This window comes from Legionella oakridgensis ATCC 33761 = DSM 21215 (assembly GCF_000512355.1).
In the GTDB taxonomy this organism is placed as follows: domain Bacteria; phylum Pseudomonadota; class Gammaproteobacteria; order Legionellales; family Legionellaceae; genus Legionella_A; species Legionella_A oakridgensis.
Genome location: NZ_CP004006.1, coordinates 2,018,565 through 2,033,581, shown reverse-complemented (window position 1 = coordinate 2,033,581; position 15,017 = coordinate 2,018,565). Strand labels below are relative to the sequence as shown.

The following is a 15,017-nucleotide window of genomic DNA, read 5'->3' as shown; positions in this document are numbered from 1 at the left end:
GTTTTCAAATTATACTCCTTAGATTTTCCAAGTACAAATTCAATTCTAATTTTCATAAAAAGAGTTATAAGAAACGAATTGTTTCTTATAATTGCCGATTGCTGGTTTGTTACTGGATCGTTTCGATTTAAAGAAAATATTACCCCTCACGACACTCATCTCCGGAATTTCCTGTTTTGTGTTTTCTTATTCAGATCAAGTTGAGCAACTTGCGATTGCCCGTTTTCTCATGGAAGCGGCGGCATCATTTTTTTATTGGGTGCATTTTTGGTCATTCGTATTTATTTTGCCAATCATTTATTTCCTCTTTTATCGGGACTGACCTTGACCATTAGTTTTGACCAATCAGAGTTTTTAGCGTCCCTTATTTTTATTGGTTACGCCATTGGTGCACCACTGATTGCGTTATTAGCCCAGAGATTTGGGATTAGATGGATGATGATGTGTGCTGCACTTACGTCCGTGTTATCCACTTTTTTCCTTGTTTATTTTAGTTGGCCTATTTATCTGGTGGCAATCTTATTATTGTTGCAGGGAGTGACCACTGGTTCATTTGTCTTGACGGCTATGGCGATTAAGCGCCTCACCCCGGAAGATATTTTGGCAAGTACATTAAGCTTTAGCACACTTTTAGCGCAACTGATTGGCTCATTGATGTTGATGCTATTAAGTTGGGTTATTTATATTTGGCACGGCGAAAGTATTATGCATCATCATAACGTTTACTCGTCGGTTATTTTACAAAAAACCATGTATTTATTGGTGATAGCGCTGTGCTTTACTTTTATCGTTGCCTATTTAATCAAGCTGCCTCATCCAAAAAAATAAGTTAATTAAAAAACAATCATTTTATTTATGGTTGGGCATTAGAGATTATCTTAAAGCCCACAATGTTATATATCCCTTTAAAATGAGCAAGTTTGGACGTGATTTGCATTTGTAACGCCGGGGCTATTTGATTGGTATTAACAACCAAGTATGGGGTAGGGTGACTTGAAAATTTGGCAATGATTTTGTAATCCTGTTGATTAGACAATTTTTTCTCAAAATGATAATCCCAGATGCCTACGGCAGCGGCTTTTTGCTCTTTAACAGCAGCCAATGCCTGGGTAATGTTATCATATTGAACCCAGGTTGCTCGCACTCCGGCTTTGGATAATTCTTGCTTTAAACGAGTATAACCTGAGGAAGAGTAGGGATCTGTGTAGGCAATTTTATGGTTTTTCAGATCACGCAATGAGGTAACGCTTGAGTTTTTTTCTGCAATCACATAACTGCTGTAACTGGTCATGGGTTTACCTGTTTTTGGATTTTTTTCTATCACTTGAGCGATTGGCTTTAATGTTTTTTTATGTTCTATTAGGGCTTTATTTTTAACATAGCCCATTGCGACGTTGCCTTTTTTTAAAGCATTCACTAAGGCGCCCTGATCATTGAAGGTTAATAGTTGTACACAATGCCCGCTTGCTTTTTCTAACGCGTTGATAAATAGAGGCCATTCTTTTTCTAAAGCCGTGCTGGTGTATTTGGATTGACTGATACCAAACTTAAGACAAGACGTGTTTTTTGCAAAGATTGGTGCAGCTATCAATCCCAATACAAGGATTGCAATTATTTTTTTCAACTGTTCCATGGGATGCTCCTGGACGCATGCTAATGTAGCATGAAATAGATGGTTGATTTTTTTAGTATAACCAGGATTTTCTGATATGTTAAATGACAGAAAATAAAATAGGGAGGGAGTATCTTTGGCCAAGCAAGCCTGCATGTGCTGTTATATTTCAGGACGAGTTCAAGGGGTATGGTTTCGCGCTTCGACGAAAGAACAGGCAGAGCGGTTAAGACTCAATGGTTGGGCACGTAATTTGCCAGACGGCAGAGTAGAAGTATTGGCTTGTGGTGATGAAAACCGACTTAATTTATTATACGAGTGGTTAAAGCAGGGGCCGCAATTGGCCATCGTCCATGACTGCAGTCGAGAAGACATACCATGGCAGAATTATGAAGGATTCCATATTAAATAATGGCCCATTCTCCCTATGGTTATGCAGGGGCTCGGCTGGCTTGTTGCATTGGCTGCGAAACTTGATCTTCGTCAGGTTCCATGTAATTTCGCCCAATGATTTTACCCATGACACATAGGAAGTTGTACAGGCTTTCTATATTAATAGAATTGGTGTCGCCCGTCGGGTCTCTCTTCTTCTGGCAAGGGAGGAGCAGAAGGAAGAGGGAAAGAACCTGGGGCATTTGGTGCTGCAAAAAAAGAAGGTAATGTAAAATCAACGGTGATGCTGGATGCTTTAGCCAGTGTCCTGGCTGCAGATTGTTCATGCATCGCTATCTCATATTGAGCCGTGTGAATAGCGTTTTGTGTTTCACCTATTCTTGTATACAGTTGTGGTATTTCTACGGTAATAAGTGCTTGGATGTTACTGTTTTCCCGGTCTATGGTGACTATATTATCAGTAATGGTTTGTTCGTTATGCGCTTTTTTCTCGCATCAAGGACGTTTTTGATGCCATAGATTGCTGCAGCTATGAATAATCCTGTCATTGCCAAACCAGCTACTGCGACTGGAATGAGTAACAGAGGAAATAACGTCGCTGATACAGGGGCGGTTATTAAAAAAGGGCCGGCAACGAACGCCAGAGTGAATAGCAAGCTAATCATACCTGCTATGATGATGCGTTTGTTAAGCGCTTGATGTTTTTGAATGGTTTGTTCAAGCCGTTGGTTTTCCTGAGTTAACTGCGCATTTTGCGACTGCAGTTCTGGGATGTTTGCCTGTAATTGGATTTGTCGCTGTTGTTTTTGTTTTAACTCAAGTTCCAATGCGGCAAGTTGCTGCTGTATGGTGGCTAAACGTATTCTTTCGCGCTGTTCAGCGTCTTTTTCGGATAAATATTGTTGCATGCATATGATGATTTGTTCAAGAGCCTGATTAGCTTGCCATGGGAGATAAGGCATGGTCGACAATTGCTGTTGAAGCTGCGCTAAATAAATGGGATAGCACTTTTGTTCAGCCTGGCTTTTTAATTGCCGATATTGATCATTGAGAGTTGCATAGTGCTCCGATATTTTTTTTTGCAGAATACGCCGATTGTCGGCCGACAATTGGGTAAAATCAGGATCAGCCGTCAGTCGGGCCTGAGCGCGTACAGCGCGTGCACAAGCTCGTTCTTGGCGTTGTTGCTGCCTTTCAGGAAGCTGCTCTTTGATCTCCCGATCAATCGCTTCATATTCTTTCTGCAGCCTGGATTTTGTCGAACGTTGTTCATCGAGTTGAAGGCGCAATCGCACAAGTTCCAAAGAGCGCGAGGTGTGTTGTTGAGTTAGGGTTGTGATTGCTTCTTCATGCGTATGGGTATGCGTGTGGGTATGCGTGCCGTCTGAATGGTGATGTTCGTGGGCAGTCTCAGAGATTGGGCCCGAACTATGCTGGTGAGTCGTGGGGTGGAGTCGACGTCTTTCGCGAAGGTCTTGCTCGATGAGAATGAGCGCTTGTTCTATATGTCGTATTTGTCTTTCAGTCCTGCTGATGGTAATGGCATAATGAGTGATAGCATTATGTTTTTCTTCTAAAGTACGTAATAACGTATGAGTACGATGTCGGTCGTCACGTTCTTCTTTAACGTCTGAGGTGGCTTCTCGTTGATCGTATTCCGCTTGGCTTTTGCATGCTTCTTCTTCAAGTTGTTTTTTAGCTTGATGTTTATCGGCAGCGAGTACCATTTGCAATGACTCATCTACTCTATCCATAATTGGTCGAAGAGGGATTCTTGCCAGACAATGTTGCCGCAACGTTTCATAAGAGGGAGTTGTGCTAAAATAATCCAAAAATTTTTGATTGAGCAGCGCTTCGATGTGAACGTCTGAAAGAGACATAAAAAACCATTAAGAATTAATTTTGCACATATTATTTATTTTTTTTAAATAATTCAACCATAATGTGCAGTAATTAAAAAATAAGACACCATTAATCTTTTTAGGACAGTAGGCAGGTATTGCAGAACATGCAATAATCACCCTCATTTAATTAGAAAAGAGTCAAATCCATGTATAAGTTATTTACGTATTTATTAATTACGCTACTGGCTTTTGGACTGGTGGTGAATGAAGCATCGGCCAAGCGTTTTGGCGGTGGGCGAAGTTTTGGTGTTCAGCGTTCAAAAAGCAGTCTCTTTTCAGCAAATTATGCAAAAAATAATAAATCCTTAGGTCAACGTTCTCAAGCCAGCAAATGGGGCGGCGTGCTGGGTGGATTGTTAGTAGGAGGCTTATTAGCCAGTTTGTTTATGGGGCATGGCTTGGCTAATGGGTTAATATCCTGGTTAATTGTCGGTTCATTAATTTTCTTTCTTATAAGTTTCATGCGCAAAAGAATGCAACCCGGCTTTCAGACGGCTCGCTCTGCTGGCTTTAGTCAATACCGATTTAGCAATGCCGCGAATTTTTCTTCAGCCAGGGCGGAGGATTATCAGGCTGTTGATTACCCTAATGGCTTTGAACGGGAATCATTTCTTCGTGATGCTAAAGTCAAGTTTATCCGTCTGCAAGCGGCTTATGATCAAAAAAATATGCAGGATTTAAGTACTTTTACAGCTCCGGAAATATTTGCAGAAATCAAAATGCAGATAGAGGAACGAGGTGATGAGCCTAATGTAACAGAAGTCGTTCAGCTTGATGCTGAATTATTGGATGTTGCCAGGCAAGCGGATGGCTGGATAGCAACGGTACGCTTTACGGGTTTTATTAAGGAAAATAATGATCCTATGACGCAATTGGATGAACTGTGGCATTTTCGTCAGTTTGGTCACAGCAATGATTGGGTAGTGGGTGGTATTCAACAATAGGATAAAACAAGTATGGATAGCCATTCTATCCTTGGTTATGATTTGCATAACTAATTTTTGCTGCTGTTGCGTACTATGAGCGACTAAAAGCCAAAGTACGTAACCTGCAATAGGTGGCGATTTTTAATCATGCGTTTGCCCTGCTCTGGGGTTACCGAAGCAACTTACAAAGCCTCTTTTAAATAGTGTCTCTGTCGTCAGGAATACAGTGAGAAAATTAGGGAGATTTCAACAATTCTTCATTTAAGATCGTGATATCAATCAAAGGGTTCTGGAAACAGTTTTAGGAATGTGTTCATCAGCTGGTTTAATTGGTCTTGCGGAAATTAGTTAGATGTTTGAAGCAAACATTCATTCGAGGCCATACTTACAAGGAATATTATGTTAAGGATATGCTTTTCTTATTACTTTGTGTTTGCTTTCATGCTTTTTATTACGTCATGCACAAATCAAGGAACTGCTCAGATTGCTTCTAATAGGTTGGGTTATAATAATGCTTTACACTCCAGTGATGCACAGCAACAGCTTTTAAATATTGTGCGTTCACGCTATATGGATCCCCCTTATTTTTTGAATGTTAATAATATTGTTTCTCAGTTTTCTTATCAAAAACAAATTAATTCCACCGTCTCAAATAATAGAAATATGCCTCGTCCTGCCACTGTATATTCAGTTGGCGCAGGTGCTGGTGTTACTGAAACGCCTACCATTACTTTAGAACCTTTAGTTGGGAAAAAATACATTGACATGCTGCTCACACCAGTTGATTTTAGTGTTTTATATATGTTTTTGCATGAAGGTTGGGGACTTGGTCATATTTTAAATTTATTAGTTCAAGAAATAGGAAAGTATAAAAACATATCCTTGGCTTCCCCTTATCCAAACTGGAAAGAGTTTGCTGAATTTGCTCATACCCTAGATGAAATTCAATATGCAGAGCTTTTACGTATACAAGAGGTACAGCTCAACGGTCAACCCTCTGTTAAATTGGGAGTTTCTGACTTTAGCCGTTTAAATAAAAAACAACGTGCCATGTTAGCCGGTATTGGTTTAACTCGCGAGACACCTACTATCTTTTTCTCACGCCATCCTTCAAATAAGAGAAATGAAATTTATGTAAAAACCCGTACTGTATTTGGTATTTTTAATTACTTATCTAAAGGAGTAGAGGTCCCTGAATCCGATATAAAACAAGGTACGGTTCCCTTAATTCCTTTAAAAAATGGTAAAGTATTTCATTGGCCTGTTGTTACAAAAAATATCTTACATGTAAAAACTTCTAAAACAAAACCAAAAAATGCGACTGTATGTGTCATGTATCGAAATAATTGGTTTTATATTGCCGATGATGATATTCAATCAAAAGAAACACTTGATTTTCTAGCTATTATTACGGCGGTTTATCAGGGGGCAATGGGAACTTCTGCCCCAGTATTTACAATTAGTTAATTCAGCCATGCCTTGCTTCAGAAAAATTTTTTATTCAGTAAAGCGAAGGCAGAATTTTCAATGATATCAATGATGATTGGTTGTATATAGTTTGAACAACATTGGATGGCGATTAAAATAAAAAGTGTTATATTACTTTTTTAGAGCGATATTTTCATTTATTATTTATATACTTAGTTATACTCATCATAAAAATACTAATGGAGTGTAGTATGAAACAGATTATTATAGGAATTTTAATGGCATTTATTTGCCAACTGAGTTATGCACATCAAACGAAATGCAATTGTAATAATAACCATTTTTGCTCCCTCCCCGCTTTACAAACTGATAAACAATTACTGGAACAATTTCATTTTTATAAAGATCCTGCAGGTGTGGCTGCAGAAGCTAAAGGCAATTTAAAGGATGCTGAGCAGTCTTTACAAAATTATGCGAATAAACATGGTTGTGAGCTTTATACCCTTTCTATGTTTAGCTTGGCTCAAGGTTTGCTGAAAGGTTCTTTTGCCGATATAGATAAGCAGGGTGGTGGTTCAGAAATGCAAGGGATGGAAAAGAAATTAATTATTTTGGAGGGAGATAAAGCAGTTTGCATTAAGAAATTAGGTTTAAAATTACCGATAAATATAATTACTCCTTCTTCTAAAAATGGACATAACTCTTCTAAAAAGGGACATAAATAATCGCTTGTTTTGTCACCTAATAATTAGCAAAATTCAAGGAGTGATATCATGAAAAAAATTAGTCTAATGTTCATGCTGTTGTTTGTTCAGACTTGCATGGCAGATGTTGTTCCTAAAGATTCAGTGATTAAACCCGAGGTTGAAAAAAGTCTTTCTACCTATAAGGTATGTAATGTACAAGAGCTTGCACAAGCGTTGGGAAAGCAATTTAATGTTTTTTATATGACGGATTCTTTAGCAAAATATAATTATTATTTAATTAGAAATAGCTCGGCAATGAATGCTGATGAACTGCGCAAACAAACCTGTGATTATATTCTTAAAAATAATTGTTATCTATTTTGGGGGAATGTAGCTAACATAGCAATGATTGCAGAGCAAAAAGCAGCATGGTTTCCTGCAGATACTAGCCCACATTACATGCTTTCACCTATTATGACGTGTAATCAGTTTCATCAACCTAAAGCAAATAAGTCATAGTGGGGAAACGGTTGAAAGCGTCGACGCATGGTCTGCGATAGGCCGCGGTTTTTTTAAATCATCCCACAGTGATAAATCTATAGGCGGTCATAGAGTCTCATTGTGGGAGGCACATTTGCTTGCTCAAGAGTAATGTGCCGGACGCAGATGCCTGCTTTTTTGTTGGGCAGCCTGCATAAAGTTCCAATCTTATCTTAATCTTCTTTTAAGGAATACAAGATAAACTATTTATAAGCCTCGCAATTTATTAAATCGTTGTATGTCAAATTTAGCCTACGAATTTCGGCAAGCTCTACAAAGTTATCTTCGCGATATGAATCAGAAGGAAAATCAACGTCAATTGGTTCTTGCTTCCTATCGTATTTACGAAGAATTTGTTATAAATCAAAAATTAACGCAAGCGGATGATTTTTGGCCTAAAATCCAGGAATTATTGCAAGGATGCTCATTGGAATCTATTAAAGTCAGCGATGACACGTTGAGAAATATGGCTGTTTTTATTCGACAATTAACCTGGTCAGAGGATGACAGGGTTTGCCAGTCTTTTCATGCTTTAAACATGGCTTATACGCAATGGTTAAGCAAACAAGTTGTGTCTCAAGAAGAAGAAACCATTCGCTTCACGTTGGATGAATTAGAGCAAAGTGCGAGGGAGCTTCTTACCCGAGGAGAGAGGGAACTGGGTTCAATCATAGAGGGTGTTTATCAACAATTAAAAGAAAAAACAGAACAGCATTTTGCTTTGCCAGAAAAAGAACAAAAGCATCATTACCATGCTTTCGCAAGCGAGATAAAACAGATTTGTGCTGAAAACAAGCAATCAATCGATCAGGATATTCGCATCCGAACGGTGGTGCATAACTTGCTCGCAGCAGTGCTTGGCCTGGGTATTTTTTATGGCATTTACCTCTTGGCGACGGCAAGCAACCGCAACACTTTTTTCCTGCAGCCGAAAGAAGTGAAACCATTAGAAAATACAGCCCGTAAACTGGATGCCTTGCATGAAAAACTTATTGATGACGATGATTCCCCACCTTCGCTGTCGGGTAAAGGGGTTAATCGTCTGTTAATATTATTTTTGTTATACTGGCATTAGAAACAATAATTGGGAATGGCAATGAGAAACCACTCAGAATTATATCAAACGGAAGATTTAATTCGTCCTGTCGTCGTAGATGCTCATACCGAACACCATCTTGATGGGAAAAAATTGCATGCGCAGTTAGTGGCAGATGAACCGCTTGGTTATGAGGCTATGGCGGATTTACTGCGAGAAGTCAACGATGCGCAATTTAATATTATCTCTACGGTGGTGACAACACCTGAAGGTGAAACGCAGTGGTTGCGAGATGCCACTCGTGCTATTCCTCTTGCACAACGTATATCTCATGATGCGCCGGTCATTGAAGCCAATAATATGTTGTTGCGTACTTTATCACGTTTGCGACCCATTGACTTTGCCATTGATAAAAAATTAGGCGGTGAGGGGGCTGCAATACGTGCTGAAATGCGCACCGAATTCGCTAAATTGAGCGAAAAGATTTTAGCCATTGCTCAAGACTCCGCTAAAAGCAACGATGCGAAATTAGAAGAAATTAAAGCGGCTGAGAAGGCATTTAACACGTTTCTTGTTGAAAAACTGCATGACGCTCATTTGACAGAAGGTTGTGACAGCGCCAAGGACGCTGAAAATTTATTATTTCGTTATCGCAATCTCTCGAGTGTCTTAACTCCTGCACGCACCATGGTGACGCTGACTTATGATGAAACAGCGGGAATGTTGCAGCGTGAGACGCAATACCCAGTGACTAAAAAAACGCCCGAGCAGCAAGAAGAACTTGAGAAATTAAAAGAAGTCCTCCCTTATCCTGGACATGATGAAAAAAGCGCTCATACGCGTTTGAGTGTTGCTGAACAACAAGCAGATAGTTTGTTTGCGGAATTGATTGCCAGCGAAGATACAGCATTACCGGCGCAGGCAAGAAAAACGCACTTGGTTGGCGCAAAAAATGCATTTATTGTCAAAAATGAATTAATCCTCCTTGAAGAACCATCGGTGCTCGATAGGCCTGATGAGCTTGATGCTTTGCGAGCCGAGGAGGAGAACGTGCTTTGGCTAGCCCGCATGGGTTCACCAGCCTACGTTGGTAGCGGGGAAAGTACCGAGCGAGTCCGGCTTCATGCGGGGGCTGCATTGGAACAAGTGCGTGTAACAGCCGCGGAAAAAATGGGTCAAGAGGCAGCCGATTTGAAGTTGCATGTGACCACGTTAAATACGTACACGTTTCTGGAAAGTCAGGCAACCATCGTCAGTAATATTGCGGCAGTGACCAGGAAAGAAGGCCGTGGGGATGATTACTCCTATTTGCCTACTAATGATGATGGCACGTTTCGTGTTGTGGATATTGCAGAAGGCCTAGATTTTGGTGAAGAAGGCCGCCCGCGAGGGTCGGCGCCACTAGCAAAAGCAACCCGTCTTGACAGTGTTTCAAAAGTTATGCGTGCTGCAGCCAAAACATTTCTCAGTGTTGTCAATTGTGCAAGTGGCCAAGATAGAACCGGTACGGCTGTGGAAAAAACAACCCAGGATTGGACAAAAGAGCGCTATGTTGCCTTGGGAAAAGATCCTACCCACATTGAAGAAGTGCGGGCAAGGGGCGGAAATGCGGCTGAAATCACGGCGCATCATGTGCATGGGTCACCTGGAATGAAAGACGATTCCATCGCAAATAATTACATTGATAGTCACGAGACCTTCAGTGAAGCCGTAACTCGAGAGCTTTACCGTAAGAGCGCAGGGACTAATAAAGAAAATAAAGTCGGTGATGTCGCTTTTCTTAAGCATCCTTGTGCTCGTGCAATCCAAGCCTATGAAGATAACTTGCAGGCGTTTGAAAGGGCATTATCTGCGTTTGATGAAACACATCATTCTGAAAAACATCGAGCATTTTATAAAAAAGGTTGTGAATTATTAGCGTATGTGAAAGAGACTGCTGGCAATGATCTGGGGTCGTTGAAGCCAGATCATCTAGCCGATTTAACCCGAGTATTATCTTGTGCGACTCAAACGCTTAATGACGTGGATGATAAAGATAAAACCCGGAAAATATTGGGGAATTGGCCAAAATTTCCCAGCATGTTTCTGGACGAAGTTCAGCTTGGAAAAATGTAGGGATTGGATTATTAGTGTTTGCTTGTGCTGCGTTGCTGTGCATTGGTATTTTAGCGGCCATTCCTTCGGGCGGCAGCAGTTTGCTATTGACCGTAGCGGGCGCGGCGGGGTTAAGTGTTGCAGCAACGGCTGGCATTACCGTTGGTGCTGCTGCCAGTGCAGTAGCAGGTGCTGGACTTTTTGCTCATGGTAAAGAAAAAGGATTGGCAAAAGAAGTTTCCGAGTTTAAAGCGGCTTTAAAGGAAATAACCAAAGAAAATAGGAGTGAGAAGACCGATGACTTGTCAGAACCATTGCTCGAGGGGCAGCGTAGTAATATCTAGTAAAGGAAGTTTATCCTGAGGTAAAGGTGCCAAGAGTAAAGCCATGAGTTGACAGGCCTGCAGCGGTGAAATATCGTTGCAGGCTTTTTAGATTATTGTCTCACTTGGAATCATGGTCAACATCAGTCGAAAATCGCAATTTTATTACCTGTTTAATATTGTCTTAATCATCGTTTATTAAACTAACCGATATTCATCATCATGGCAGTTGGGGTATGAGCTGTTCAAATAGTGTTAAAAATGAAAAAAAAGCAATAAAATCAATCAAAATCCCGGTAAAATTTTCAGGAACCATTCACAAGGAACAGGATGAATTTTTTATTGCCTTGGCCAAAAAGGGTGGCCATTCTTTCATCATGCTTGGGGTGATGCAAGAGAATAAACCGGTTTTACTGGCGCGGGTAGGTAAAATTGTTATTGATAGTGATGATTGCTGCAAACTGAGTGGGAAATTGCTGTTTACTGGCGCAAAAGCCGAATTACAATCGGAATCTTTGCATCCTAAAGGTGAGATTAGTTATAGTGCTTATGCCATCAGTTATCGTCAGTATTTACAATTTACAAAATTGATGAGTTTTGCTCAAAGAGGTTCCATAAGTTGTTATTTACCGGACAGCGAGGATGACACAACGGCTACTTTAAAATTAAAAACAATACAAAAACGTGAGTTAAGCCCTGACAATACGGAGCAAGAAAGAAAAATTGTTGAGAAAACTCACCATACGACACTGTCAAATACCTGTCGACATACGGCGATTGATTTGATTGAATATACACAAGGCATTCGTACTTTAACCAATAATGTTTCTCGCCTGTTTTTTCGTTCACTCCCCTTAAAAACCAATTTTTCTTATGGAGTTCCACAAGATCATTTTTATATTTTTCCGCTGCCTCCTGATGCCTATCCTGCGGAAAAAGAAAAGAAAACCATCTTAACCAAGATTTATCAGAGAATGGAAAACCTCTTGAAAAAAGATCCTTATGGAGAAAATACACTTGCTAAATTTTCGGCTTTAAAACAGCTTTATATTCAACAAGCAGGGATTCCCATGGATGATATGGAGCAGGCATTGGCTAGCATTCGAACATGGAAATCAATGCATCAGCCGGTAATAGAACATTTAAGAGAGCAAAGCTTCTTTGGTAAACTGTTTGTTTCCGTTTCTTCCACAAAATCCATGGCAGATGAAATAGAACACTTGTTGGAACATCGGGTGAAGCATTGAGTGATATGAGTTTGAACGGGTTGGCACTTAAGCACAATAAGGAGTACAATTTGTCATTTTTACTGCCACTTCCTGATTGTTTTTATGAAAAAAAACACCCATCTTAAAGCTGGACCCTTATATTCTCGTTTATTGACTTACGTCAAACCTTTTTGGCCTGTCCTTCTTTTAGGCGTAGGTGCCAATATTTTTTATTCAGGCATCGATGCCGGTTTCACCTATATGATGCGCCCTTTTCTGGATAAAGGGTTTATTGATATTGATATGTCGTTTGTCAAACAAATTCCTTTAATTGTGCTCATCGGAATCTCAGTTCGCGGCTTGGTAAGTTCTCTTGGCAGTTATTGTATGACCTGGGTGGCGCGCTCGGTGGTTAAAATGCTGCGGCAGCGGGTTTTTGCCCATATCATTCGCTTGCCGGCGGATTACTACGATGAGGCTACCTCAGGTCAATTATTATCCAAGATTCTTTATGACGTTGAGCAAGTTGCCCAGGTCAGTGCGGATGCGTTAACGGATCTTGTGCAAAACACCTGTCTTGTCATTGGCTTGCTGGTGGTCATGATGGTGATTTGCTGGCAATTATCTTTGATGTTTTTATTGACGATCCCATTCGTTGGTTTGTTAGTGAATTTTACCAATAAACGAGTGCGGCGGATTAGTCATAAAGTGCAAAAAACGATGGGTGAGGTAACTGCAATTGCCGGAGAGGCCATAGATGGTTATCGTGTGGTACGTATTTTTGGTGGCGAGCATTATGAGGTCAATAAATTCAATAAAGCCACAGAGCTTTCGCGTCAAAATGATATGAAAGTAGCGATGAGCAAAGCAATCAATGTGTTTGGGGTGCAGTTTATTATTGCATCAGGGATTGCGGTAATTATTTTTGCGGCAATTAAGCTTGCCACCGTAATAACCATCAGTGCCGGCTCTTTCTTGGCTATCATCGCAGCGATGTTGCAGCTTATCAAGCCTATGAAAACATTAACAACGCTAAATGCTACCATCCAGCGAGGTCTTGCCGGGGCGGAAAGTGTGTTTAATTTATTGGACATGCCTGTAGAATCTGACACTGGTCAATCATTGGGTTCAAAGATTCGTGGTTCTGTTTGTTTTGATCGTGTTTCCTACGCATATCGTCAAGGTCAGCCTGTATTGCATGAAGTAGATTTTACTATCGAGGCTGGTGAAACTGTTGCCTTGGTAGGACATTCTGGCAGTGGCAAAACAACCATTGCCAGTTTATTGCCTCGTTTTTATGAAGTAAGCTGTGGCAAAATTACCCTCGATGGCATACCCATACGTGAATTATCTTTAAGCAGTTTACGCGCTAACATAGCCTTGGTTAGCCAGCATGTGACTCTTTTTAATGATACCTTAGCCAATAATATTGCCTATGGTCGTTTTGATGTTGATCGTAAACAAATTATTACTGCTGCAAAATTAGCCTATGCTGATGAATTTATTAAAAATTTGCCGCAGGGGTATGACACCCGTATTGGTGAAAATGGTGTGCTTTTATCTGGGGGACAACGGCAACGTTTAGCGATTGCACGCGCTATTTTAAAAGATGCTCCTCTTCTTATTCTGGATGAGGCAACGTCTGCTCTCGACAGCGAATCAGAACAATATATTCAGGCTGCGTTAGAAAAGGTAATGAAAAACAGAACAACATTGGTTATCGCACATCGGTTGTCTACCATCCAGCGCGCGAATAAAATTGTTGTCATGCATCAGGGGCGAGTGGTAGAGCAAGGAACTCATCAGCAATTATTGGCTTTGGATGGTCATTATGCCCAATTGTATAAAGTGCAGAAGTTAGGAATTAAAAATGAAGAGGAAGCGGTTGCTTAATGTTAGTTGCCATGATTGACAAGTTCTGGTACACACGCCATCCGCTGCGCTGGCTTTTATTTCCCTTTGCTTTGTTGTACGAATTCATCAGTAAATGCCGGCGTTTTTTTCTTCAGCGTTTTTGTCAACAACCAATACCGGTTCCGGTCATTGTGGTCGGTAATTTAACCGTAGGGGGGGTAGGTAAGACCCCTATGGTTATTGCTTTGGCACAGCAGTTATGTGCCCGCGGACTGCGAGTAGGAATCGTTAGCCGTGGTTATGGGGCAAAAGTAAACGTATTTCCTTATGAAGTAACACCGGATTCTAAAGCGGATGAGGTGGGTGATGAGCCGCTATTGCTTGCGAAAAAGACGGGATGCCCAGTGGTGATTGCACCAAAACGAAAACATGCTGTGCAATATCTTTTAGATACCTATCAAACTCAAATCGTTCTTAGTGATGACGGTTTGCAACATTATGCGATGGCGCGTGCGATGGAAATTGTTGTCATTGATGGGACACGCGGTTTGGGAAATGGCTTGTGTTTACCCGCAGGACCTCTGCGTGAAAGTGCCAGGCGCATCAAGTCTGCTGATTTTGTCATTGTCAATGGAGGAGAATGGCCTGATGCTTATCGTATGGAGTTAGTGGCCGGGAAATTCATTCAGCTCATGAGTGGCCAGGTGTTGGATGCATTTGAATTTAATGAGAAGGTAGCTGCCGTAGCCGCTATTGGCAATCCTCAACGTTTTTTACGTCACTCACTAAACTTGGTGTGCAGTTTAAGGCTTATCCTTTTGCTGATCACCATCGTTTTCAGCCAGAGGAATTGCGGTTTTCAGAAAAAAGAATAGTGATGACAGAAAAAGATGCGGTAAAATGCCAGGCGTTTGCTACAGAACACATGTATTTTTTGCCGGTCGAAGCAAAGGTTAGCGACGTCTTTTGGAAGAAGTTCTGGTCTCATAAACAACTACAGGATTATGTATAAG

14 protein-coding genes and 1 pseudogene are annotated in these 15,017 nt (G+C 40.7%); 12 read left to right on the top strand and 3 right to left on the bottom strand.

The features are described from left to right. Positions 1 to 267 precede the first annotated feature (267 nt). On the top strand, positions 268 to 828 hold the full coding sequence (locus LOA_RS09885) for an MFS transporter (RefSeq protein WP_158423050.1): 561 nt from the start codon (positions 268 to 270) through the stop codon (positions 826 to 828). A gap of 25 nt (positions 829 to 853) precedes the next feature. Here LOA_RS09885 and LOA_RS09880 read toward each other — a convergent pair whose 3' ends face one another. After that, on the bottom strand, positions 854 to 1,633 hold the full coding sequence (locus LOA_RS09880) for a phosphate/phosphite/phosphonate ABC transporter substrate-binding protein (RefSeq protein ID WP_158423049.1): 780 nt from the start codon (positions 1,631 to 1,633) through the stop codon (positions 854 to 856). 115 nt (positions 1,634 to 1,748) lie between these two features. On the opposite strand from LOA_RS09880, the gene LOA_RS09875 reads away from it, so the two are divergent. Next, complete coding sequence (locus tag LOA_RS09875) at positions 1,749 to 2,024, top strand: acylphosphatase (protein ID WP_025386200.1); 276 nt, start codon at positions 1,749 to 1,751, stop codon at positions 2,022 to 2,024. 140 nt (positions 2,025 to 2,164) lie between these two features. On the opposite strand, the gene LOA_RS14735 is transcribed toward LOA_RS09875, so the two are convergent. Together LOA_RS14735 and LOA_RS09870 are read right to left on the bottom strand one after the other, a co-directional pair. Next, positions 2,165 to 2,335 (bottom strand): hypothetical protein, encoded by a 171-nt coding sequence (locus tag LOA_RS14735; protein ID WP_158423048.1) that lies wholly within the window; start codon positions 2,333 to 2,335, stop codon positions 2,165 to 2,167. Between the two features lie 119 nt (positions 2,336 to 2,454). Next, positions 2,455 to 3,885 carry a hypothetical protein gene (locus LOA_RS09870; RefSeq protein WP_025386199.1) on the bottom strand — a complete coding sequence of 477 codons (1,431 nt, stop codon included), beginning with the start codon at positions 3,883 to 3,885 and terminating at the stop codon, positions 2,455 to 2,457. A gap of 170 nt (positions 3,886 to 4,055) precedes the next feature. Here LOA_RS09870 and LOA_RS09865 point away from each other — a divergent pair, with 170 nt between their 5' ends. From LOA_RS09865 to lpxK, 10 genes and pseudogenes are all read left to right on the top strand, one after another. Continuing rightward, the gene (locus tag LOA_RS09865) at positions 4,056 to 4,853 is read left to right on the top strand and encodes a Tim44 domain-containing protein (RefSeq protein WP_025386198.1); all 798 of its coding nucleotides are present in this window, start codon (positions 4,056 to 4,058) and stop codon (positions 4,851 to 4,853) included. 381 nt (positions 4,854 to 5,234) lie between these two features. Further along, on the top strand, positions 5,235 to 6,302 hold the full coding sequence (locus LOA_RS09860) for a hypothetical protein (RefSeq protein WP_042238916.1): 1,068 nt from the start codon (positions 5,235 to 5,237) through the stop codon (positions 6,300 to 6,302). 212 nt (positions 6,303 to 6,514) lie between these two features. Next, positions 6,515 to 6,988 carry a hypothetical protein gene (locus tag LOA_RS09855; protein ID WP_025386196.1) on the top strand — a complete coding sequence of 158 codons (474 nt, stop codon included), beginning with the start codon at positions 6,515 to 6,517 and terminating at the stop codon, positions 6,986 to 6,988. A gap of 48 nt (positions 6,989 to 7,036) precedes the next feature. Further along, the gene (locus LOA_RS09850; RefSeq protein ID WP_025386195.1) at positions 7,037 to 7,468 is read left to right on the top strand and encodes a hypothetical protein; all 432 of its coding nucleotides are present in this window, start codon (positions 7,037 to 7,039) and stop codon (positions 7,466 to 7,468) included. Positions 7,469 to 7,727: 259 nt separating this feature from the next. Then, a complete protein-coding gene (locus LOA_RS09845) occupies positions 7,728 to 8,564 on the top strand; it encodes a hypothetical protein (RefSeq protein ID WP_025386194.1) in 837 nt (278 codons plus the stop codon). Positions 8,565 to 8,585: 21 nt separating this feature from the next. Then, the gene (locus LOA_RS14825; RefSeq protein ID WP_025386193.1) at positions 8,586 to 10,640 is read left to right on the top strand and encodes a hypothetical protein; all 2,055 of its coding nucleotides are present in this window, start codon (positions 8,586 to 8,588) and stop codon (positions 10,638 to 10,640) included. A 14-nt stretch (positions 10,641 to 10,654) separates the two neighbouring features. After that, on the top strand, positions 10,655 to 10,963 hold the full coding sequence (locus LOA_RS09835; protein WP_025386192.1) for a hypothetical protein: 309 nt from the start codon (positions 10,655 to 10,657) through the stop codon (positions 10,961 to 10,963). A gap of 215 nt (positions 10,964 to 11,178) precedes the next feature. Next, complete coding sequence (locus tag LOA_RS09830) at positions 11,179 to 12,189, top strand: hypothetical protein (protein ID WP_025386191.1); 1,011 nt, start codon at positions 11,179 to 11,181, stop codon at positions 12,187 to 12,189. 84 nt (positions 12,190 to 12,273) lie between these two features. After that, positions 12,274 to 14,043, top strand: coding sequence for a lipid A export permease/ATP-binding protein MsbA (gene msbA / locus LOA_RS09825; RefSeq protein ID WP_025386190.1), 1,770 nt, complete (start codon positions 12,274 to 12,276; stop codon positions 14,041 to 14,043). A gap of 11 nt (positions 14,044 to 14,054) precedes the next feature. Then, positions 14,055 to 15,016, top strand: a pseudogene (gene lpxK / locus LOA_RS09820) (tetraacyldisaccharide 4'-kinase). Position 15,017 lies beyond the last annotated feature (1 nt).

Excerpts from the sequence above, each read along its gene's own strand:
- LOA_RS09880 (WP_158423049.1), bottom strand. The coding sequence starts at position 1,633 with ATGGAACAGTTGAAAAAAATAATTGCAATCCTTGTATTGGGATTGATA.
- LOA_RS14735 (WP_158423048.1), bottom strand. The coding sequence starts at position 2,335 with ATGCATGAACAATCTGCAGCCAGGACACTGGCTAAAGCATCCAGCATC.
- LOA_RS09870 (WP_025386199.1), bottom strand. The coding sequence starts at position 3,885 with ATGTCTCTTTCAGACGTTCACATCGAAGCGCTGCTCAATCAAAAATTT.
- LOA_RS09865 (WP_025386198.1), top strand. The coding sequence starts at position 4,056 with ATGTATAAGTTATTTACGTATTTATTAATTACGCTACTGGCTTTTGGA.
- LOA_RS09860 (WP_042238916.1), top strand. The coding sequence starts at position 5,235 with ATGTTAAGGATATGCTTTTCTTATTACTTTGTGTTTGCTTTCATGCTT.
- LOA_RS09855 (WP_025386196.1), top strand. The coding sequence starts at position 6,515 with ATGAAACAGATTATTATAGGAATTTTAATGGCATTTATTTGCCAACTG.
- LOA_RS09850 (WP_025386195.1), top strand. The coding sequence starts at position 7,037 with ATGAAAAAAATTAGTCTAATGTTCATGCTGTTGTTTGTTCAGACTTGC.
- LOA_RS09845 (WP_025386194.1), top strand. The coding sequence starts at position 7,728 with ATGTCAAATTTAGCCTACGAATTTCGGCAAGCTCTACAAAGTTATCTT.
- LOA_RS14825 (WP_025386193.1), top strand. The coding sequence starts at position 8,586 with ATGAGAAACCACTCAGAATTATATCAAACGGAAGATTTAATTCGTCCT.
- LOA_RS09830 (WP_025386191.1), top strand. The coding sequence starts at position 11,179 with ATGAGCTGTTCAAATAGTGTTAAAAATGAAAAAAAAGCAATAAAATCA.
- msbA (WP_025386190.1), top strand. The coding sequence starts at position 12,274 with ATGAAAAAAAACACCCATCTTAAAGCTGGACCCTTATATTCTCGTTTA.